Origin of the sequence: Mesotoga sp. H07pep.5.4, from assembly GCF_003664935.1 — a bacterium.
Taxonomy (GTDB): Bacteria; Thermotogota; Thermotogae; order Petrotogales; family Kosmotogaceae; genus Mesotoga; species Mesotoga prima.
Genome location: NZ_JFHM01000026.1, coordinates 108290 through 129225, shown reverse-complemented (window position 1 = coordinate 129225; position 20936 = coordinate 108290). Strand labels below are relative to the sequence as shown.

Annotated in this window: 15 protein-coding genes and 1 pseudogene; 6 read left to right on the top strand and 10 right to left on the bottom strand. The window is 49.7% G+C overall.

Annotation, left to right across the window (positions count from 1 at the left end; all coding sequences use genetic code 11):
• Positions 1 to 10: 10 nt before the first annotated feature.
• Positions 11 to 1237, bottom strand: a complete 1227-nt coding sequence (locus Y696_RS11720; protein WP_121510615.1) for a DUF5050 domain-containing protein — start codon at positions 1235 to 1237, stop codon at positions 11 to 13.
• 301 nt (positions 1238 to 1538) lie between these two features.
• Between Y696_RS11720 and Y696_RS11715 the strand changes: the two genes are divergently transcribed.
• Together Y696_RS11715 and Y696_RS11710 are read left to right on the top strand one after the other, a co-directional pair.
• Positions 1539 to 3524 (top strand): S9 family peptidase, encoded by a 1986-nt coding sequence (locus Y696_RS11715; RefSeq protein WP_121510614.1) that lies wholly within the window; start codon positions 1539 to 1541, stop codon positions 3522 to 3524.
• Between the two features lie 167 nt (positions 3525 to 3691).
• The gene (locus Y696_RS11710) at positions 3692 to 5512 is read left to right on the top strand and encodes an MGH1-like glycoside hydrolase domain-containing protein (protein ID WP_121510613.1); all 1821 of its coding nucleotides are present in this window, start codon (positions 3692 to 3694) and stop codon (positions 5510 to 5512) included.
• A gap of 245 nt (positions 5513 to 5757) precedes the next feature.
• On the opposite strand, the gene Y696_RS11705 is transcribed toward Y696_RS11710, so the two are convergent.
• Positions 5758 to 6066, bottom strand: coding sequence for a hypothetical protein (locus Y696_RS11705; RefSeq protein WP_121510612.1), 309 nt, complete (start codon positions 6064 to 6066; stop codon positions 5758 to 5760).
• Between the two features lie 782 nt (positions 6067 to 6848).
• Between Y696_RS11705 and Y696_RS11700 the strand changes: the two genes are divergently transcribed.
• The 4 genes and pseudogenes from Y696_RS11700 to Y696_RS11685 all read left to right on the top strand — a co-directional run.
• Entirely contained in the window at positions 6849 to 8918 is a 2070-nt protein-coding gene (locus tag Y696_RS11700; protein ID WP_121510611.1) for a RecQ family ATP-dependent DNA helicase, read from the top strand.
• Entirely contained in the window at positions 8899 to 9921 is a 1023-nt protein-coding gene (locus Y696_RS11695) for a DNA-processing protein DprA (protein WP_121510610.1), read from the top strand. The genes Y696_RS11700 and Y696_RS11695 overlap by 20 nt, the downstream gene beginning before the upstream one ends.
• A gap of 611 nt (positions 9922 to 10532) precedes the next feature.
• A complete protein-coding gene (locus Y696_RS11690) occupies positions 10533 to 11321 on the top strand; it encodes an alpha/beta fold hydrolase (protein WP_121510609.1) in 789 nt (262 codons plus the stop codon).
• A 217-nt stretch (positions 11322 to 11538) separates the two neighbouring features.
• Positions 11539 to 12162: pseudogene (locus Y696_RS11685) on the top strand (GTPase); the annotation flags it as partial.
• Between the two features lie 76 nt (positions 12163 to 12238).
• Here the strand turns inward: Y696_RS11685 and Y696_RS11680 are convergent.
• The 8 genes from Y696_RS11680 to Y696_RS11645 form a co-directional block, all read right to left on the bottom strand.
• The gene (locus Y696_RS11680) at positions 12239 to 13258 is read right to left on the bottom strand and encodes an SIS domain-containing protein (RefSeq protein ID WP_183084223.1); all 1020 of its coding nucleotides are present in this window, start codon (positions 13256 to 13258) and stop codon (positions 12239 to 12241) included.
• A gap of 256 nt (positions 13259 to 13514) precedes the next feature.
• A complete protein-coding gene (locus Y696_RS11675; RefSeq protein WP_121510607.1) occupies positions 13515 to 14699 on the bottom strand; it encodes a CaiB/BaiF CoA-transferase family protein in 1185 nt (394 codons plus the stop codon).
• Positions 14696 to 15790, bottom strand: coding sequence for a M20/M25/M40 family metallo-hydrolase (locus tag Y696_RS11670; protein ID WP_121510606.1), 1095 nt, complete (start codon positions 15788 to 15790; stop codon positions 14696 to 14698). The genes Y696_RS11675 and Y696_RS11670 overlap by 4 nt, the downstream gene beginning before the upstream one ends.
• Positions 15771 to 16898, bottom strand: coding sequence for a hypothetical protein (locus Y696_RS11665; RefSeq protein WP_121510605.1), 1128 nt, complete (start codon positions 16896 to 16898; stop codon positions 15771 to 15773). The genes Y696_RS11670 and Y696_RS11665 overlap by 20 nt, the downstream gene beginning before the upstream one ends.
• Positions 16882 to 17841 (bottom strand): N-acetylglucosamine kinase, encoded by a 960-nt coding sequence (locus Y696_RS11660; protein ID WP_121510604.1) that lies wholly within the window; start codon positions 17839 to 17841, stop codon positions 16882 to 16884. The genes Y696_RS11665 and Y696_RS11660 overlap by 17 nt, the downstream gene beginning before the upstream one ends.
• Positions 17842 to 17844: 3 nt before the next feature.
• A complete protein-coding gene (locus Y696_RS11655; RefSeq protein ID WP_121510603.1) occupies positions 17845 to 18693 on the bottom strand; it encodes a carbohydrate ABC transporter permease in 849 nt (282 codons plus the stop codon).
• Positions 18694 to 18705: 12 nt separating this feature from the next.
• Positions 18706 to 19596, bottom strand: a complete 891-nt coding sequence (locus Y696_RS11650; protein ID WP_121510602.1) for a carbohydrate ABC transporter permease — start codon at positions 19594 to 19596, stop codon at positions 18706 to 18708.
• 52 nt (positions 19597 to 19648) lie between these two features.
• Positions 19649 to 20923, bottom strand: coding sequence for an ABC transporter substrate-binding protein (locus Y696_RS11645; protein WP_121510601.1), 1275 nt, complete (start codon positions 20921 to 20923; stop codon positions 19649 to 19651).
• Positions 20924 to 20936: the final 13 nt, after the last annotated feature.

The window sequence follows — 20936 nt, the reverse complement described above, 5'->3', positions numbered from 1 at the left end:
AAGAAAGGGTTCAGTTTATTCTGGTGCCTACCGAGCCATCTAGCTTTACGCGATACCTGGGGCCGGCATAGTCAGTAATGTACATCCAGTTTCCGGCTACACCGTCGAATTGCCAGATGTTTATTTCATTGAGTCTCTCTCTTTCCGATCCATCTGGCCTCATTCGGTACAGACCCTTTTCTGAATGGAGAACGTAATAGAACCAACCGTTATCGAAACAAGAGCTGCTAACTTTGTTCACAGAGGAGAGAACCGTAATTTCGGATCCGTCTTTCTTCATACGGCAGATCTCAAGATCATCATAAGCTCGAGTTTCTGGATCGAGAACCGATATGAAGTAAACCCAACCATTCTCAACGAAACCCAACCTCCCCTTTTCAGAGATCACAGTGTAATCTGATCCATCGATCCTTACTTTGCACAGCTTCTGATAGTCTTCGAAGTATATCCACTCTTCGGATATCATTACCCTGCCCGGCTCCAGGGAGACTTTGCAGAGCGCGATTTTTTTCGAGCCGTCTGTTTTCATCATGTATAGTGTCCCCACATCGCTTTCCACTGTTGCGTCTTCTGTATTTAGCGCTTCCTTCTTTATTTCGTTGAACTCGGCCAGCGTTTTCTTCGTGCTGTAGGCAATGTGATCACCTAGAACGTAGAAATGGGCGACATTGTCCTCACTCAGTTTCATTTGCTCGCCTCCGTCCTTCCTCATTCTATACAGGTTGCTCACATCGCGATCGTTTGTGAAGTAAATCCAGTCACCGGAAAGAAAGATAGAACTGACCGGAGAATCCGTTACCTCTCTTCGATTCGTCCAGTCGATGTTTATGGTGTACAGCCTGTCCTTTTCTACGAGAAAGATCTGCTCTCCTGACTGTGAAATATCTCCGAGATTCATTCCGTCTCCGGACAAATCCTCTCCTTCCGCCTTCTGCAGGTAGTCCTTCGCAACGGGAAAGCCTTTGAAGAGGTCGGTAGACATGACCAGTATCGATCCAAAGACGAAGATAATAACGGCTCCGATAATTATGGAAAGCAGTGTTCCCAATGCTTTATCTTTCTTTATAAAAGCGATGATAGATAAGACAAAGCCCACCACTCCCAGAGTAAGAAGAGAGAAGACCGGCAGAGGAATCAATGAGAACTGTATCTGGGCAAAGAGCAAAAAAACGAAGGCCAGACTCAGAAAGAAACCCCACTTGCCTAATCGTGAGTGGGGAAGGAAATTAATCTTCATGCCGACATCTCCTTTGATTCATTCAGTCGGGATTGGCACCTGCTATCTGAAGCCCGAGTGAATCCTGCCAAGAGAATGGATGCGATAACAAAAAGATGAACGATAAAAAACCTCTCCTATGTATCTTCTTCAAGGTTATACATATCTGTGAGCTAGAATCCTGTGTCTTAAAGTAAGGTCATGGCAAGCGTTTGAAATAGACTTTGATTCGGAGAGAAGACTGTTGGCAGGTCTTTTGTTTGTTTTCAAAGGATAGACTATGATAGTATAGTTTTCTTATCTTAGATGGGAGGGATGTGTTTTGAGCGACAGATATCTCACGATTGAAGAGCAGCTTTCGCTTCCGATCGTAAACAATCCGGTAATTTCGCCAGATGGAAAGAAACTTGCCTATATACTGAAGCGCGCCGACTGGAACACAAACAAGTATTTGCAGACAGTTGTGGTTTATGATGCTGAAAGCGGGACTGCTTCACATGTCTCGAACGATGAATTCGACTGCTCTCTTCCCGACTGGTCTCCCGATTCGAGGAAACTTGCATTTCTCCAGAAAATCGGCGGCGAAAACAAGAATGATGTAATGATCTTCGATTTCGAAGAGAAGCGAGCTTTCAAGCTGCTGACTTTCGAAAACGACATAAATCAGATAAAGTGGAGCAGAAAGAACGACGGGCTTTACCTGGTTGCCGACTCTCCTGAAAGCGATGAACTGAAAAAGAGGAAGGAGAACTACGGTGAAATCGAATACATAGACGAGGAACCGAAGAACAGTTCTCTTTACTTTTTGCATCTCTCATCTGCATTGAACAAGTACTCTTCAAGGTTCGAACTGCCTAAGGATATGAGATCTGAAGAGACTCTTTTCGATAAATTGACAGATGAGAAGAAGTTCCATGTTTCTTCGATCTCTCTTTCTCCGGACGGCAATTACGTGGCACTCATGGCTCCGCCGACGAGCGATATTAACGATTTCGATGAAGCGAAGGTTATGCTCATGGACAGCGAAAGAAAACTGAAAGAACTACTCTTCAAATATCCGAGAGGCTTCGCCTTCTCTCCTGATTCGAAGAGACTTGCCGTCGTCGTTCCCGATGGAGAAGACCCCTGGATGGATAACGGTGCTATCGAGATTGTAGATCTCTCAAATCTGTCAAAAGAGCGGGTCAACGTCGAAGACGATCTGAACGTTGAACTGGTCTCCTGGACAGAGAAGGGCTTCTTCGTGAGCTGGATCGAGAACAGCACAATGAGCCTTGGCCTGCTGGATATGAATGGCCATCTCGAGCGCCTGACAGATCAGGACAAGTTGGTTCTGGCCTCCAGCGTTACTCTTGATAGCAAACACCGTGCAATTGCCATGGCAACCATGGAGGAACCTATTGAAATCTTTCTAGACGGAAAGAGGATAACGAAGATCGCCGTTTCTTGCCCGGTGAGAAAGAGGGTGAAGAAGGAACGGATCTCATGGAAAAGTTATGACGGAACGGAGATCCACGGCGTTCTCAATCTTCCAGAAGATTTCGACGGCTCCGAGAGATACCCGCTCGTCGTGCTTGTACACGGCGGTCCGACATGGACGGCCTTTGCGGCGATGGTCACGAGCAGCTATTATCCTGTGGAGCAGCTTGTGTCCAAAGGGGTTCTTGTATTGGAGCCGAATTACCGGGGGAGCGAAGGCCACGGGAGAGATTTCAAGAAACTGAATTACAGAAACCTGGGCATTGGAGATTATGAAGACGTGGTTAGCGGTGTCGATCATCTTATCGAAAAAGCTTTTGTGGACAAAGATCTCGTTGGAGTCATGGGATGGAGCCAGGGAGGTTACATCTCAGCCTTCTGTGCGACTTACGGCAACAGATTCAAAGCCGCTTCAGTGGGAGCCGGTATATCCAACTGGATGACCTATCACGCGAATACCGACATCCATGAATTCTGTCACCGTTACCTCGGCAACAACCCCTGGGAGGATCCGAAAATATACGAGCAGACGTCACCTATCTCTTACATAAAGAATGCTTCGACACCTACCCTCATACAACATGGCGGCTCGGACACGAGGGTTCCCCCAGCGAATGCCTTCGAGCTTTATCAGGGGCTGAGAGAGATGAACGTTCCCGTAAGGCTGGTGATCTACAAGGGCATGGGGCACGTCGCAGAGAAGCCCGGTCTCCACAGAGCGATAATGAGACAGAATCTCGCCTGGTTCAGCCACTATCTTCTCGGCGAACCGCTTGAGGAGGCGCTGAGGCTGAAACAGGAAGAAATCGAGAAGACCGAAGAAAAGTGAAGAGCCGAAATCTTATCATAGTTGTTTTTTTCGATTTCTCATTAATCCAATACAAGAATTCTACGGCCGGCAAAAATCTTGGGAATCAAAGCCCTGAAAGCAGCCTGTTTTGATGCAAGACAAAGATTTCGGAATCTATCAGATAGATCGGCAAAAGGGGTGAAACCATGAAGATCTTCAAGAACGGGAATCTCATGGCAGTTACCGATGAAAGAGGGATTATAGACTGTGAGAGCGAAAAGGCGGCAGGCCTTTATCTGGAAGATACCCGCTTCATATCCAGAATGATTTTGAAAGCCTCGATTTACCTCGAGAGACTCCATGTAGATTTCTCGTGGGACCGAATAGAAGTTCGCTATCTGGGGAGATCAAGACCCGACGTTTCTAACTTCGACATCTTCCTATCTGAAACCCTCAGGGTAGAAGGCAATACCCTGTATGCCGAACTGACGGTGAGAAACTATTCGCTTGAAGAGGTTCAGCTGACTTTCGATTACGAAATCAGCTGCGCCTTCGAAGATATCTTCACGATAAGGGGAGAGAACGATGCGTATGCTGGGTTGGACATATCCAGAACGGCATGGTCATCTTCACCCAACAGCCTTCAGTATGAAAGCGACTTCGAAAAGGATACCATAGAAAACTCGCTACCCTCGCTCTCTCTAAAGCTCAGGCCGGGGAAAAGCGCGACGGCCTCGGGCAAACTGAGATTGAGCAAGGCCGTGAAGAAAGAAGAGATCTTCAAGGATATGCTTTCAGAGAGACCTGTGGGGAATCTCCAGTTGACTGGGAACGTTAATCAAGTAGGCGAAAGGGAAATTGGAGATCTGAAGATGCTTATGATTCCGACGGTATATGGCGATTTTCCGGGCGCAGGACTTCCATGGTACGCCACCGTCTTCGGAAGAGACAGTCTAATCTTCGGACTCCAGACGGTCGATCTTCTTCCAGAGATAACGAGGAACATACTGAAGATCCATTCTCTTCTCCAGAGTTGTGAAGAAGAGATTGATTCCGAGACTCAGCCGGGAAAGATTGTCCACGAGACCCGCCTGAACGAGCTTTCTCTGTCAGGAAGATTGCCTTTCGAAAGATACTACGGAACGATCGATGCGACCCTTCTCTTCATAATGCTATCTCACAGGTACTACCGGCAGACAGGCGACCTTGACTTCATTAAATCCATCGAGAAGAACATCATGGCAGCCGCAAAGTGGATCGACGAATATGCCGACCCCGATAACGACGGATATGTCGAATTTGCTCCTTCTGGCGGCGGCCTCGTGAATCAGGGCTGGAAGGATTCTGCCGATTCGGTGAGCTTTGCAGACGGCAGGCTTGCCAAACCGCCCCTTGCCCTCGTAGAGGTTCAGGGCTATCTGTACGATGCTTTCAAATGCCTCGAGAAGCTCGTTGTTCTCTTTGACAAACAAGAGATGGCCTCTCTTTGTGCCTCTAGAGCGGCCGCTCTCAAGATCAATTTCAACCGTGATTTCTGGCTCGATAGCGAGAACTACTTCGCTACTGCTCTCGACAAGAACAAAACTCCGGTAGATTCGATAACCTCTAACCCCGGCCACTGTCTAATGACTGGAATAGTGGACGAAAACAAAGCAGTGGCGCTGGCTGAAAGGCTCTTTTCCGAAGATATGTACACAGGCTGGGGAATAAGGACTCTCTCGAGCAAGATGAAGCGCTACAATCCCTTCTCCTACCACAACGGAAGCGTCTGGCCTCACGACAACTCGCTGATTCTACTTGGGCTTATCAATTACGGCTTTTCGGAAAAGGCAAAGAGGCTAGCATTAGATCTATTGAAGGCGAAGGAAAAGTATCACGACAATCGCCTCCCAGAACTCTTCAGCGGTCTCTCCACGTCTGAAACAGCCGGGAGACTTGCGGAATATCCCGCAAGTTGTTCCCCTCAGCTCTGGTCAATTGGAACGCTCTTTGTGATCTCAGGTGTTCTGGCTCCTGATTCGGCCTGAAATGAATCTCTAGACATTCGAAAGATCTGAAAAACCATTCTGGCTATCGAACTAACTTAAGAGAACTATGATAGTTTCCACTAGCTGTAGAGGCTTTTGTTCGGAAGATCTTTCATGTCGGAGCTTTAAAAAGTTCCGTTATACCACTTACGCTTTCCAGTCCTCTTTTCTTAGAGACAAAAGAATTAATCGGGATCTATGCCCTTTGATTACCATAGAGCTTTTCACAACTTTGATAACGACCTTCAGTCTTGCTTATCTGATTTGTCGCTGTCATCCAGTCGAGACGAACCGTCGGCAGATTCTTCACTTTCTTTTCTCAGCCGCTTTGCCTTCGCTTTTGCTTTCTTTGCGCTCCTCTCTTTCATGTCATCGTACATATCTCTTATCCAGACATCGACGGGCGCCTTCCATTTCTCCGCTTTGTTGGGTATATTCTTTATCATCGTCCTTGGGTTTATTCCCAGTTCCTTCGCCATTCGTATCGTTTCGTCACCGACCTTGCATCTCTTCTTGACTTCTTTCCATTCATCTTCTCTTTTCTTGTTAGCCATAATTGCCTCCCGGGGCTGTTATGAATTCACGAATCGGTCATGAGTATATCTCGGTAATGTATTCTTTAGTATCTGCTGCCTAATGCAACTTGAATAATCTCGGCTCTTCAGGAAATAATTCCCGATTCCGGTGTTTAAGAGCAATTCTTTGACCGACAAGGGTAGTCTAGCACATGAAGCTTTCGACAAGTAAAACCACCTGAAAAAGAAACTCTTATAGAACCGTCTTCGTACCCAATGTGAGTCCGGACCAACAACGAATACACGTGTGAAGAAGCCACAGACTCGAAGTGATCTGAGAAAACGTCTTCTAAATTGGCAGAGACTATGCCAGAAGGATCAATTCAGAAATCTTTTCTGAACGAACCAGAATCCTTGAAAGCCATTCTTAGCTAATGGTTTCACACCTCTGTGAAAGTTTTCTCGTAAGCGGCGCGATTTGATTTTTTATTGTAATCTTTGTAAACTAATAATATATGGCATATGAATTGGGCAATAACTGACAACTAGTTAGAATATGCAGGTTTTTAGCAATGACTCGCAAAGAATTCGAATTTTTCACTTATCTGAATACTACTTCTTGTAGTATCTTGAATCCCCTGGGACTTTGTCTCAGCTTCTGCAAGGATCATTGGAGCTCCTGGGCAGGAATATGCTTTGTTAAGGACAACGGCGACTACGCTGTCGTCTATTATCGATAGTTGAAATCATTCTGTTCGATTTGTCATGACAGTTCAGAGAATTGATATTCCATGTAGTAAATCTATTCACGGAGGTAACGGATGGTAGAGAAACAAGAAGCTCAGCAAATTCTGGAGAAAATGCTTGGAAAAGGGGTGTCATTCAGACCAGATCAGTGGGAAGCAATCAACGCAGTTGTCAACGAACACCGGAAGGTTCTTCTTGTCCAGAAAACAGGCTGGGGAAAGAGTATAACATACTTTCTTTCTGCATACTTTCTGAGGAAAGAATCAAAGGCTGTAGTATTGCTTGTAAGTCCGTTGTTATCATTGATGAGAAATCAGATCGACATGGCCAAGAGAATCGGAATCATCGCAGAAACTGTAAATAGTACGAATTCAACTGAATGGGAAGAGATTATTGAAAGAACAAGAAAAAATGAAGTAGATATACTCCTCATTTCACCAGAAAGACTAGGGAATAAAGGTTTTCTTGAGAAATTCGTCTCGTTCAATATAGGACTTCTTGTAGTCGATGAAGTACACTGCATATCGGATTGGGGTCATGACTTCAGGCCAGACTATCGAAGAATTGTGCGTATAGTTTCAAATCTTCCGAAGGGAGCCCCATTGTTAGGAACAACAGCTACTGCCAACGACAGAGTAGTGAGAGACATTGAAGAGCAGTTCGGCAAAGATCTTCTTACCATTAGAGGTCCACTGAAGCGAGAAAGCTTGAAACTTCAGGCGGTGAGACTTGCAGATCAGTCTGAAAGGCTGGCATGGCTTGCTGAGAACTTACCCAGCATTCCAGGATCAGGAATCATCTATTGTCTGACGAAGATTGACTGTGAAAGAGTCGCCAGATGGCTCAAAGATAACAATATAAATGCATCTGCATATCATGCGCAAATGAATAACGAAAGAAAAGAAGAGCTGGAAAAACTGCTGATGAAAAACGAGGTAAAAGCTTTGGTTAGTACGGTGGCTTTGGGTATGGGATATGATAAACCGGACATTGGTTTCGTGATTCATTTTCAAACTCCATCGTCGATAGTAGCCTACTATCAGCAAATCGGGAGGGCAGGAAGATCAGTAGATTCTGCAGAGGTTATTCTTCTAGGAGGTAAGGAAGACGATGATATTCACGATTACTTCTTTGAAAATGCTTTTCCTGAAAGGGCGGTCATTGAAACGCTAGTAGAATTGATTGGGCAGTTTCCAAGAAGTAAAGCCGAGATAATGAGATCAATAAACGCTAAAATATCGGAAATCGAAAAGTGTCTTAAGATTCTTGAAATCGATGGTATTATTACCAGAAATGGCTCCAGATACATCAGGACCGCAAACAGGTGGAGTCCTAACAGTGAAAGGTGGAAGGAAATAATTCATCAGAGAAAACAAGAGTACAAGGATGTGAAGGCATTGTTTGAACTGAAAGGATGCCTTATGAAGTACGTCGTCAGTAAGCTTGATGATAATCTCAGTGAAGATTGCGGTAGATGCTGCAACTGTGCGGGTGATTTTCGACCAAGGGGTACAAACCCTCAGCTCGTTCAGAGAGCCGCGAAGTTTCTTAAGAATAGATTCGTGAGAATTGAGCCAAGGAAAAGGTTCCCTTATCGATTTGAAGACATGATACAAATACCGGAACCCTTCAGATATGAAGCTGGTTATTCGTTGAGCATTTATGGTGATGCCGGTTGGGGTAGAATGGTTAAGGAGGATAAATACGAAAGGGGACATTTCAGAAGTGAATTGGTAGCCGCTTCTAAGGACTTGATTACCGATTACTGGTCGCCTGAACCGTTTCCAGAAATTGTTGTGTCCGTTCCGTCTCTCAGGCGTCCCTATCTGGTCTCTAGATTTGCGGAAGCTTTGGCTAAAGACATTAGTCTGAGTTACATACCGGATTGTGTAGTGAAGAAAAAGGAAACACATGAACAGAAGGCCATGAAAAACTCATCTATGCAGTTTGAGAATGTACTCTCCGCTTTTGAAGTTTCTCTTGATCTTGGGGGTAAGAGAGTCCTCCTTGTCGACGACCTTGTCGATTCGAGATGGACATTTACAGTAATAGCTTATCTGCTGAAGAAGAAAAACGCCGGTGCGGTTTATCCCTTTGCTTTATCGGCTTCGTGGGAAGGTGGTTATGATGACGACGAGTCATGATTACATATCCGACAGGCATTCGATAATGCTCCTTACAATCAGATTTGATGCAGAGCGGAACAACGATCTCAAACCTCTCAACTTGAAGAACTTTAACAACCTTGCCAGGCGCATTGCCTCTTCTCCGCTTTCGAGGCCTTCCAAGCTCCTGGAGCTTAGTGAAGCGGAAATTGGCGAGCAGCTTGAGATAGACGAAAAATCTGCGAAACTTATAGCGGGCCTTTTGAGTAGGAAGCACTCTCTCGCGATTGAGCTTTCAAATCTCGAAGAAAAAGGCATTCGTGCGATATCGCGTGCAGAACCGGAGTACCCTAGCAAACTGCTGGATAAGCTCAAGCATCTTGCACCGCCATTGATTTTTTATGCGGGAGACCTTTCAATACTAAACAATAAGGCGGTTTCAATCGTAGGTTCCAGAAAAACCTCTCAATCTTTGCTTGATCAAGCTCATCTCTTGGGAAAAAGATGTGCCCAGTCAGGTGTAACAGTAGTTTCCGGTGCTGCAAAAGGTGTTGATATGCACGCTATGATGGGATCGCTTCAGAACGGAGGTCTTGCTGCCGGTATTGTAGCTGATTCTCTCAAGAGTTTCATAAAAAAGGATGAGATCTCCAGATTTGTTAGGGATGGTCGTCTCGTATTGCTGTCAGCGTTCCCTCCTTGGGAAAAATTCACTGTTTGGAGGGCAATGGATAGAAACAAATATATCTATTCGCTTTCCGACTTTGGCGTAGTTGTACGAAGTGATCTGGAAAAGGGTGGGACTTGGTCAGGGGCTACAGAATGCATTGAAAAGAATTACTGCGCACTGTTTGTGCTTGACCTCGGTAAGGAAGAAAGAGGAAACGCAAAGCTAATAGATATGAGAGGGATACCGCTTGACATTGATATGATCTCCCGGGAGCCCGACATATACCGACTGTTATCCGGCATGATCGAAAGAGACAGTGAAGAGGAGCCGTTCATTGGTCAAAATGTGAAACAGCTTCCGCTTTGGTTTTGAGAGCTTCCTATCCTTGGTCTGATAATTAATGGAACTCCTTTCTGTGACCTCAACCTCATACTCTGGACTCTTTTAGCAGGCTATTTCCAAGAGTTCGACATCATATAGATAAACAAAACGCATGAGTTAGTTTCCCAGAAAGGGCTATGGAGTTTGTGAAGATTGAAAGCGTGTTACTAGGTATTAAGCCAGGTTTCTAAGTAGGTTGGACACTCTTTTTGCTTCAAGCTTGGAAACGATTTCACGCTGTTTGCCTGTCAGTTTTTAGACTTCAGCGAATGAAAAGAAAGAGCGATGGAACTGGTATGAAATATCAGGTTGAGATCTAAGTGAGATTTTTTTCGGGGCAAGGATAGGAGTCTCATCCTATCTGCTGATATAGCATAGTAAGCAGTGAATCATATTGATAATGCCCTAGGGCAAAGAGATAGATAATCATCTCTTTCTTTCAATTATCTAGCTAGTTTGGCTATCTTCAGATTTCCTGCTGTCAAAGCTTGGATGTACCGAGCGGTATTCGAATACCCTGTAAGGATGGAGTAGAATACAGCAGTGAAAGAGAGGTAACTGCAAAGCGCAGAGAAGAACACTCCAAACTGGAGGCGAAAAAAATGAATAATCTCAGAATGTACGGTGATCCTCCATTCAAAGTTATAGTTGCCCACGGAGGGCCAGGAGCGGCCGGAGGAGTCGCGCCTCTTGCGAGAGAGTTGGGAAAGAAGCGAGGAGTTCTAGAGCCCTATCAGACAAAGAAGACTGTATCCGGACAAATGGAGGAATTGAAGGAGACTGTCGAGAAGTATTGCTCTCCTCCAGTTATTCTCTTGGGACATTCTTGGGGTGCATGGCTCGTCTTCTTGTTTGCGGCAAAGTATAGCGATCTTGTGCATAGGATAATACTCATAAGCAGCGGTCCTTTCGAACAGCACTACGCTTCTGGTATTATGAATACTCGCTTGAACCGTCTTGGCGCAGAAGAAAGGGCTAGAGTTGAAGAGCTCATGAGCCTCTTGAGCAATGCAGAACTCAAAGACAGAGAAATGCTATCTGAGTTCAGAGAACTCCTGGCCAAGACAGACCACTTTGATCTTCTCGAAGATGCAGAAAGAGTAGAAGTCAATATTGATGCAGAGATATATAAGAGCGTTTGGACTGAGGCCTCAGAGATGAGAAGCAGCGGAGAGCTTCTCGAGAGTGGCAAGAAGATTCGCTGTCCCGTCCTTGCAGTCCATGGCGATTTCGACCCCCATCCTGCAGAGGGTGTTGAGATCACGCTTTCAAGGGTACTCAAGGATTTCAAGTTCAGGCTTCTGGAAAGATGCGGCCACATGCCCTGGATGGAAAGACATGCCAGGGAAGAGTTCTACAGAATTGTAGAAGCCGAGCTTGAAGAAGGATAGTCTCTCGACATTCAAATATGACGAAGCTGGAATTGACAGAAAAACACCGATTGGTTCAGCAAGATCTCGCAGAAAAGGAGTCACAACCCCAAATGCGCCTGGGGAGTGAAAGGCTTCATAAACAGCTTGATGCAATCATTCTGAATCCAAGTGCAAACGGAATTCAATAATCCTCTTCGCCAAATCATAAATAGGAGTCTGACCTTAATTAAGTCAATACATAACTGTCGTAGACCCACACAGGCCCGGTCACGAGACCACTTTCTACCCGGGCTTCTCCAACCTCATGATGGCCGATGTTGTAGTTATAAACAAAGAAGAGACAGCCTCCCCCGAGGGAATCGAAACGGTCCGCAAAAACATCGCCAAATACAACCCCGATGCTATAGTCGTCGACGGCGCCTCCCCGATAACGATCGAAGGCTGTAAGGCATCGGAGATAAAGGGCAAGAGGGTGCTCGTGGTCGAAGACGGTCCGACGCTGACGCACGGTGGAATGAGATACGGAGCCGGCTGGGTGGCCGCCAAGAAGTTCGGCGCCAAAGAGATCGTCGATCCCAGACCGTACGCCGTCGGCTCGATCGTGGCCACGTACGAGAAGTACAACCATATCGACGAGATCCTGCCGGCCATGGGTTACGGCGAAAAACAGATGAAAGAACTGGAAGAGACCAAAAACAAGGCCGACGTAGATCTGGTCATCATCGGCACGCCGATAGATCTCAGAAGAGTCATAGATATAAACAAGCCGGCCGTGAGGATAGGCTACGAACTTCAGGAAATAGGCAAGCCGGATCTGGAAGAGATCATAGACGAATTCCTCAAGAAACACAAAATCTGAACGGATTTAACCGAAGGGACCGGGTGAAACCGGTCCCTTTTTTTCTCAACGCCGTCCCGCCGGCTCCTCGTTATATCTAGAGTTGAACGACCTTCGTGAGATTCTGCGGTCTATCGGGATCGAGACTCTTAGCGATCGCCCGTTCGACGCCGAGCAACTGGAGAGGTATAGCTCTGAGGAACCAGTCGCCGAAGTCTTCGCCGCCGTACCGTGTGGCTATGTTCGCGAACCCTTCGACTTTCCCGCCGGATATTATCACCGGTCGGCCGCCGAGCCTTTCTATCTCTCCGGCCATCGCCAGCTCCTCGCTCAGGGACTTTCCATTTGTAGAAACGACCGCCAGAGTGCCCTTTCTGACTTTAGATTTCGGTCCGTGTCTGTATTCTAATGTCTGGTAAGAGTCGGCCTCGGTGAGAGACATCTCCGTCACCTTTATTATCCCCTCCATAGAGGCGGCGAAGTACTCGGCGTATCCCAGAAAGACGAAGTGATCTAGGTCCGCTATCGCAAAAGTCTCCAGACAGTTCAGCGAGTCGTCAAGAGTTGCACGGGAGGACGCTGGGATGTTGTTCAGGTAATCGTCAAGACTCCCGGGGGCGAACAGCTCTCTGGCAAGGGCGCTCACGAAGAAGGCCATGGACGTGAAGGATTTCGTCATCACTATCGCCGTCTCTTCTATGAAGTCCAGCACGACTGGAAGATCGGCCATTTCGATCATTTTGCTTCCCGGCTGGCAGGTGAGGGCGGCCGTCCGCACGCCGTCCCGGTGGGCCTTCTCGAGGGCGAGAAGCGTTTCGGTGGAAGTTCCGGACCTCGAAAGTCCTATAAGCAGATCTCCCTCCGATGGTCCGGCCAGACCGAGCATTATCTCCGAACCGCTGTAATAGGACGACCTGATTCTCCTCTTCGAGAGCCTTTCCAGCTGCTTCGCACAGCCCATGGCGAGAAAATACGACGTTCCGCAGCCGACAAAATCGATGCTCGCCGGCTCATTCTTCCCGATGAAATCGACCAGAGGCCGCGAGAGACTCCGGTACCTTCTTGAGAGAATTCCATGCTTCTGTGGTTGCTCGAGTATCTCATTCCTGGTTATCATTCGACGCCTCCTCGGTATCGTCATTCAATAACAATAATAACCCGCGAACGCTTATTTCATCATAGGAGCCGTTGTGAGTGGTGAGTAAAAACACGAGAGAAAGAGCGTCGAGAGTTCGCTTCGCTCAAGAGAAGGCGAGAGCGAAAATAGTGACTGACGGGCTCCTCGCGTCTTTCCCATTTTTCGCGTCCTCTCTCTTTCTCTCTTCTCTCTCTCCTCCTCTCGCTCTTACGAAGGAGGGCTCCTCACGCACGCTCTAGATTATCCCCTCCTGGCGCAACTTTTCGATTTCATAGCTCTCCATTCCCAGCAAGTTCTTCAGTATCTCTTCGTTGTGTTCTCCGATCTTTGGGGCCGGACCTCCTGTATTTGCAGGCGTTTCCGAGAATTTCAAGGGAGTGCCGGCCATACCGATCTTTCTCTCCCCAACAGGCAGGTTCACTATCATCTCTCTGGCGATCACCTGGGGGTTTTCGAAGAGGTCGGCTATGTTGCAGATTCTTCCGGAGGGGATTCCTTCCCTTTCGAATATTCTTAGCCACTCATCTAGGGATTTTCCACGGAGTTTTTCGTTGATTATCTCCGTCAGTTCATCGACGTTTTCGGCTCTGCTCGTGTTTTTCGAAAAACGTTCATCCTTCTCGCACTCTTCTATCGATAGCACACGGCAGAAGGTTTTCCACAACTGGTCGTTGCCAACGCCTATGTTTATCTTTCCGTCCAGACATTCGAAAGTTCCGAAGGGGGCGATCGATGCATGCCGGTTTCCCACGGGCCGGGGAACCTCGCCCGTCACAGAGTAGCGGAGAATGGCGTTCTCCAGCACCGATATCATACAGTCGAGCATCGCCACATCTATATACTGCCCCCTGCCGGTTTCTCGTCTGTTGTTGAGGGCGGCCGTTATGGCTAGGGCGGTGAAGATGCCACAGAGTATGTCGGCTATCGAGCTGCCGACCTTACTCTGGTTTTCCACGTCCGGACCGGTGATGCTCATCATGCCGCTCATTCCCTGAATGACTATGTCGTAAGCCGTCCTGTCCTTCAGGGGTCCGGTGTGGCCGAAGCCCGAACTGCTGGCATATATGAGAACGGGGTTTTTCTCTTTGAATCTCTCGTATCCCAGACCGAGTCTTTCCATAGTTCCCGGCCTGAAGTTCTCCACCAGTACGTCGGACCTGGCAGCCAGCTCCAGCAGTATCTCTCTGCCCCTGGCCCTTTTGAGGTTGAGCGTGATGCCTTTTTTGCCCCTGTTGATACTCATGAAATAGGCGCTCTCGCCGTTCACCATCGGGCCGAAGCCCCTCGAATCGTCTCCGGTTACAGGTCTCTCCACTTTTATGACCGTCGCGCCAAGGTCGCACAGAAGCATGGTGCAGAAGGGCCCCGCGAGAACTCTCGTGAGGTCCAGTACTTTTATACCTGACAGCGGACCGCTCAAGCACCATCACCTCTCTGCAGCAGCTCCAGAAGATATTCGAGCTGGAGTATGCCCCTCTCTATTCCTTTCTTTGAGATCCATTCCTCCCTGCTGTGAGTCTTTCCGCCTTCGCAGACCCCGACAGTTACGGCCGCCAGTCCCATCGAGAGCGGAAGGCTGGCGTTGGTCGCGGCCGGGCGGATCTGACTTTCGATGCCCAGCCGACGGTGCACCTCCCTGGCATACCCGATCAATTCGTGGTCTTCCCTGAGGCTTACAGGGTCTCGCGAGCTGATGATCTCCCATTTAATCCCGGCTTTGGCCTGCGCGCAGATATCTCCGGCCAGGCGCTTGCAGAGATCAAAGGTTTTATGGAGGCTCTCCCTGTCAACCGATCTTATATCCAGCGTGAAATAACTCTCCGAGGCCCTCACGGTCGGCAACGTGCCTCCGCATATTGTTCCGACGTTCACCGTCGTCTTTGGCGATTCTCTGTAACCGCTCGAGTCGACGATTTTCGAGACGATGGCGGCGGCGGTGTGAACGGCGCTGGGCGCGGAGGGTTCCAGCCAGGGGTGGCCGCCGGTAGTTTCTATGGAAACCTTCGCTCTTATAGAGCCAATCCCGGTGTATGTGATCCTTCCCTGCGGTATGCCTTCCAGCGAGATAGAGTATTTGATCTCTCTTCCGGTGCCGAGAATTCCCTCTATGAGCCGCTTCATACCCTCTCCCTTTCCCGGGCCCTCTTCCCTGGTCGTGGCCGCGAAAACCACGTCCGGCCAGTTCGAGTGTTTCTGCGCCAGCACAACCAGCGCGGCGAGGGCGACGGAGTTATCGGCGATTGAGGGGCATCTTATTGTCTCATCCTCTTCTATCCAGTTCAGCGGGACGGATTCATCGAAGACGGTGTCCATGTGTGCCTCTATAAGTATTACCGATTGCGGGAGTTCCTCGCCCGACCAGGCCAGCACGTTGTACAGCCCGTCGCGGGATACTCTCAGGCCGGCCTTCTCGAGAAGGCCGGCAATCAGTTCGCACTTTTCCTTTTCGTGGAAGGTTGGCGAAGGAATCGTCGAGATTCTCTTCAAAAGTTCAATAAAGCTCCTGTTCATCTTTTGGCCTCCCGGCAAGTAAAAAGCTCTCTACTTCACTTATCAAATGACTTTCGGCCCGTTCGTCGTAGGGCGAGGCGTACCATTCGTAACCGCCTTCCATCCCGGCCGGTACAACGTAGGGAAGATAATCCAGCGCGTAACAGACGACCAGCGGGACCTCGAAATGCTTCCTGGCGATTCTCTTCAGGATTTCTCCGGTGTCGAGAAAGAGCTCGAAGGGGAGAAAGAGCATGGCGATCTCTCCCAGCTCCAGAAGGCCCAGTCTGGCCGGTCGGTACTTATCCAATCCCTTCGACTCGAGCCGCTTCAGGGCCAGTCTGTAACCCGGGAGCGCTTCGGGTCTGGCCGGATAGGGTGGTTTTTCATCCGGCGATTTCACTGGCATCTCGAAAGAGTGTTCGCTGTATGACGGACCAGATGGAACTATCCTCTTTCTACCGGTTTCGACCATGCCGGACACGAAGAGACCGGAGAGTCTCTCTATCTCGTCAGAAGATCTGCCGGCGCGTGTGTAGCGCGTGCTGACATCTCCCGCGCAGGAGTTGAAGTACATGAAGGGGAAGCCGAACTTCCGGGTCAGCGCCTGACGGATACCGCCCGCCAGATCGGGCGAGTAGAGAGTGTTTTCCGGTCCCAGAACCGTCGGGTGGCACGGGAAGACCACTATCCCGATCCTCCCCGTCTCGCACTCGAAAACAAGAATATCTCCCCCTACCACGCTAGATTGCTCGCCGCTTGTACGGCGCGAACAGACGCCCTCAACCTCGAAGGTTATGTGTTCTATGCCAGAGAGGTGACTGGCCACCTTTCTTGCCCGGTCGCTGCAACGATCGAAGGCCGAATTCAACTGGTCTGTCAGCAAGCCCGGTTCCGGCGCGGCGTGGGTATGTGTGGCGACGGCTACGGTATCGTTCGGTCTGAAAGAGGCCGGTATACCGAGAAGATCTACGGCGACCAGCCAGAAGGGATCGCGGTCTCCTATGAATAAAGCCTTCATTTCGAGCGGTCTGTGAATTCCGGATGACATCTCCAGCCTATCGATATAACCGGCCATCTCGAGCCCGGTTTCCGGCTCGATTCTCGTCTCGCTAAAGCCGGCCTTCACGTTCGTACTCCCCGGATATTTCGCTGAGTCTCTCGAGTGAAGGTTTATCTACCTTTCGGAAGTTGTTCATGGCGATCAGTACGGCTCCAAAAACCGGCTGGAGCAGGGGCTTACAGAGTTTCAGCCAGCCGCTGACCCCCCACCGGAGTTGTTCCATGAAAAACTCCGACTTGCTCAATCCGCCGACCACGGCCAGTCTCGGAGCGACGGCCACTTTATTGTACATTACGACCGCCGTTCTGGCTATTTCTATAGCGTTTGCCTCGACTATTCTGCGGGCCTCGCGATCGCCGGAAACGGCGGCTTCAATTACAAGGGGAGCGAAGGCTGCGATCTCGGATTTCGAGTGCTGTTCTATGTAGAAGTAGCGGACGATAGCCCTCGAGGAATCGAAACCGAAGAAACTCATCATTTTGTCGTGAAGAAGGGAGTCCACTGTCCCGTCATGCACTTTGAGCGCGACCTGTATGGCATCCATGGCTATCCTGAAGCCGCTGCCCCAGTCTCCGAGTATGTGGCCCCAGCCTCCGAGCCTGGTTACCTCGCCATCGTCGTCGATGGCGAGGACCATCGAGCCGGTGCCGGTAACGGCCACGATGCCGGATTCGCCGCCAAAGCCACCGTACAGGGCGTTGTAGCAGTCGTTGTTTATCGCCAGTCTGTCGGTGTCTATCACCTCGTGGCCTATCTTTTCGAGAAGCTCCGAAGGGCTCCAGATTCCCAGACCGGAGTAACCGATGTAAGCGGACTCGAAATGCAGCCCGCTGCAGCCGGCATCGTTCATAGCCTCCACGAGCGACTCTTTCATCCTTTCCAGTCCCACCGAGAGGTGGTTCGCCGGGCCACCCTTTCCGTAGCCGACGAGTCTTCCCCGGCCGTCGCAGACCGCGAGCTTGGTTTGCGATCCGCCGGCGTCGATCCCCAAGAACAGCTCTCTCTCCATAAACTACCCCTTTACGGCGCCCGATGTGAGTCCCTGTATGTACCATTTCTGGAGCGACAGGAAGAGGATCAGCACCGGAATGGTGGCGATTATCATCCCCGCGCTCATCAGTCCCCAGCGCGTTATGTTGTGTCCCCTGAAGACCGTCAGCCCCAGGTTGATCGGCATCTTCGAGTAATCCTGAACTACCAGCAACGGCCAGAAGAACATATTCCACGACCAGAGGACCTTCATGATGGCCATCGTGGCTATCGTCGGCTTGACCAGGGGCAGCATCACTTTCCAGTATATATAGAAGTCCTTCGCACCGTCCATCCTGGCCGCCTCCTCCAGCTCGAGCGGAATACTGAAAAACGTCTGCCTGAACATGAAGACCCCGAAGCCGCTCGACATGAAAGGGATTATCATGCTCGTATAAGAGTTTATCAGCCCCATCCTGAGTATTATAAGGTAGAGGGGGATTACTATTACGTAAAAGGGGATCATGAGTGTCGAGAGCGCGGCCCAGAAGAGCAGAGTTTTACCGAAGAACTGCTTTCTGGCCAGCGCGTAGCCGGCCATTGAATCGAAGAGAAGGCTTGCCAGGGTGATCGCTCCGGCCACCAGGATACTGTTTAGGAACATCGTCCCGAGCGTGACGTTCTCGTCGAACAGTCTCGGATAATCCCATGCGGCCGGGTAGTTATCCAGCGTCACGGATTTCGGAATTATCTTGTAAGTCACTATGCCTGTATCGGGAGTGATGGAAGTGGAAAAAGCCCAGAGAAGTGGCATGAGCGTGAAGAGAGAGACGCCTATAAGGATCATGTATCTCAACGACCACCCGATGAGCTTTTTGCCTTTTTTATTCATCTCAATCCCCCCTCACATGACCGTGTCGGAGCCGCGGGAAAGCTTTCTCTGGACAATCGTCAGTCCCAGCAGTATAACGAAGAGAACGAAGCTGATCGCCGTCGCGTAACCCATCTCGAACTCCTGAAACCCTTTGGTGTATAGATAGTTGACCAGCGTGGTAGTCGCGTATCCGGGACCGCCCCCGGTCATTATATAAATCGGCGTGAATATCTGGAACGATCCGATTATCGTTGTCACACTCAAGAAGAAGGTGGTCGGTTTCAAAAGAGGCAGAGTTATCTTCAGTATCCTCTGCGGCCTCGAAGCGCCGTCGAGTTCTGCGGCCTGGTAAAGCTCCCCGGGAATGTTTTGAAGACCGGCCAGATAGATCAGCATGTTGTAGCCGAAGTCCTTCCAGACCATCACGATAACGATCGAAAACATCGCCAGCCGCGATTCGGAAAGCCAGCCCCTCGACTCGAGCCCGAAGGCCCCCAGAAACCTGTTGGCCAGTCCCGAAGAGCCAGGGGAAAGGATCAACATCCAGACTATGCTGGCAACGACCATGGAGATCACGCTGGGAATGAATATCGAGAGACGGAAGATATTCCTCCCGGGGAATCTCTCGTGGAGCATCAGCGCAAAGACGAGACCGGCCAGCATGCTTATGGGAACGTACATAAGAGAGAAGACGGCCGTGTTCTTCAGCGCCAGCCAGAAGTAGCGATCGGTGAATAGTTTCTGGTAATTCCTCAATCCCACGAAATCGGGGAAGAGGAACGTCATTATGTTGAAATCGTAGAAGCTCAAAAAGAGAGCCCAGATTATAGGTATGAATATGAAAAGTACGAAGACTGTATAAGCCGGCGCACAGAAGAGATATGCCACCAAAGTATCGCGCCAGAGCCTGCGTTTGGGCATCTCAAAACCTCCTCGGAGAAAATAAAGGAGAGAGCTTTGCTCTCTCCTTTCCTCATTTCAAAAAGCCCTTGTCTTTCAGCTGTTTCTCGACGAGTTCCTGCGCCGTCTTCAATGCCGCTGCGATATCGGAGTTTTCGGAAATGGCGTTCTGAATCTCGACTCTCAGCGTTCTGGCGATGAAGTTGGCCTCCGGGTGGGCTATCCATGCGTGCGCATCTTCGAGTTGCCTGAGATACATGGAGACGACGGGACTATCCGAGAAGTGCGGATCGGCCGCCGAGTCGAGTCTGGCAGGCAAAAAGCCCGAGGCGATGCAGTATTCGGTCATGTGGTCCTTATCCACCAGCCACTCGAGCAACTTGGCGGCTTCGGACTTGTTCCTGGATTGTTTCGGTATCACCAGGGCGTCCGAGCCAAAGTAGGATGTGAATTTCCCGGTTTTCTCGTTCGTGGGCAGCAGTCCCACCCCGAGGGTGTCTCCGAGGATCTTCTGGAGTTCTTTGGCGCTGTCGCCCGCGTCTATGTACATGGCGACCGTACCCTCGGCCAGCTGCCGCCTTACATCCCAGAGATCCACGTTTATCGCGCCCGGCTGAACGACTTTGTGCACATTGAAGAGATCGGCGTAGAACTGGATGCCTTCGTTGAATTCATCGGTTGTGAAGGCCGGTCTGTCGTCGGCCCCCATGAGCTCCCCTCCAGCCTGCCAGGCGTACATGACCGCCTGGTAAGTGTAGTTGGCCGCCGTTCCGAAGCCGTAAACATCTATCTTTCCATCGCCGTCCCTGTCGAAGGTCAGCTGTTTGGCGTACGTGACGAACTCGCTCCAGGTCCAGCCTATCGGTTCCGGCACGTCGCGCTCCTGGAAGATGTCTTTTCTGTACAGGATCGCCCTGGTATCGGTGAAATACGGGATAGATATCAGCTTGCCCGTCATGTCTTTCGGCGTTATCGATGTGTAAAGACTGGCAGTCAGTACGGAAGGAAGAAGCTGCTCCTTCAGTTCCTCCGAGATGAGGCCGTCGAGCGGTTCAAGCACACCGAAACGCGCCAGGACATGCTCGAAAGGAGACCCGAGCTTCACCAGATCGGGCGCCTTTCCCGACATTATGGCAACCTGCAGTTTCGTGTGTGGATCCTCGGCCCACGGCACGACAACGAGCTTGACCTTTATGCCGGTCTCTTTTTCAAATTCCTCGACCTGTCTCTGCACCACGGGAAGATCGAGCGTGGGATCGCCGCCGGCGAACCAGAAAGTGATTTCCTTCGCGCAGAGCACCGTCGAAAGAAGCGCGATCGCGAGAAAAACAAGCAATTTACCTTTCATCGTCTCTCCCCCT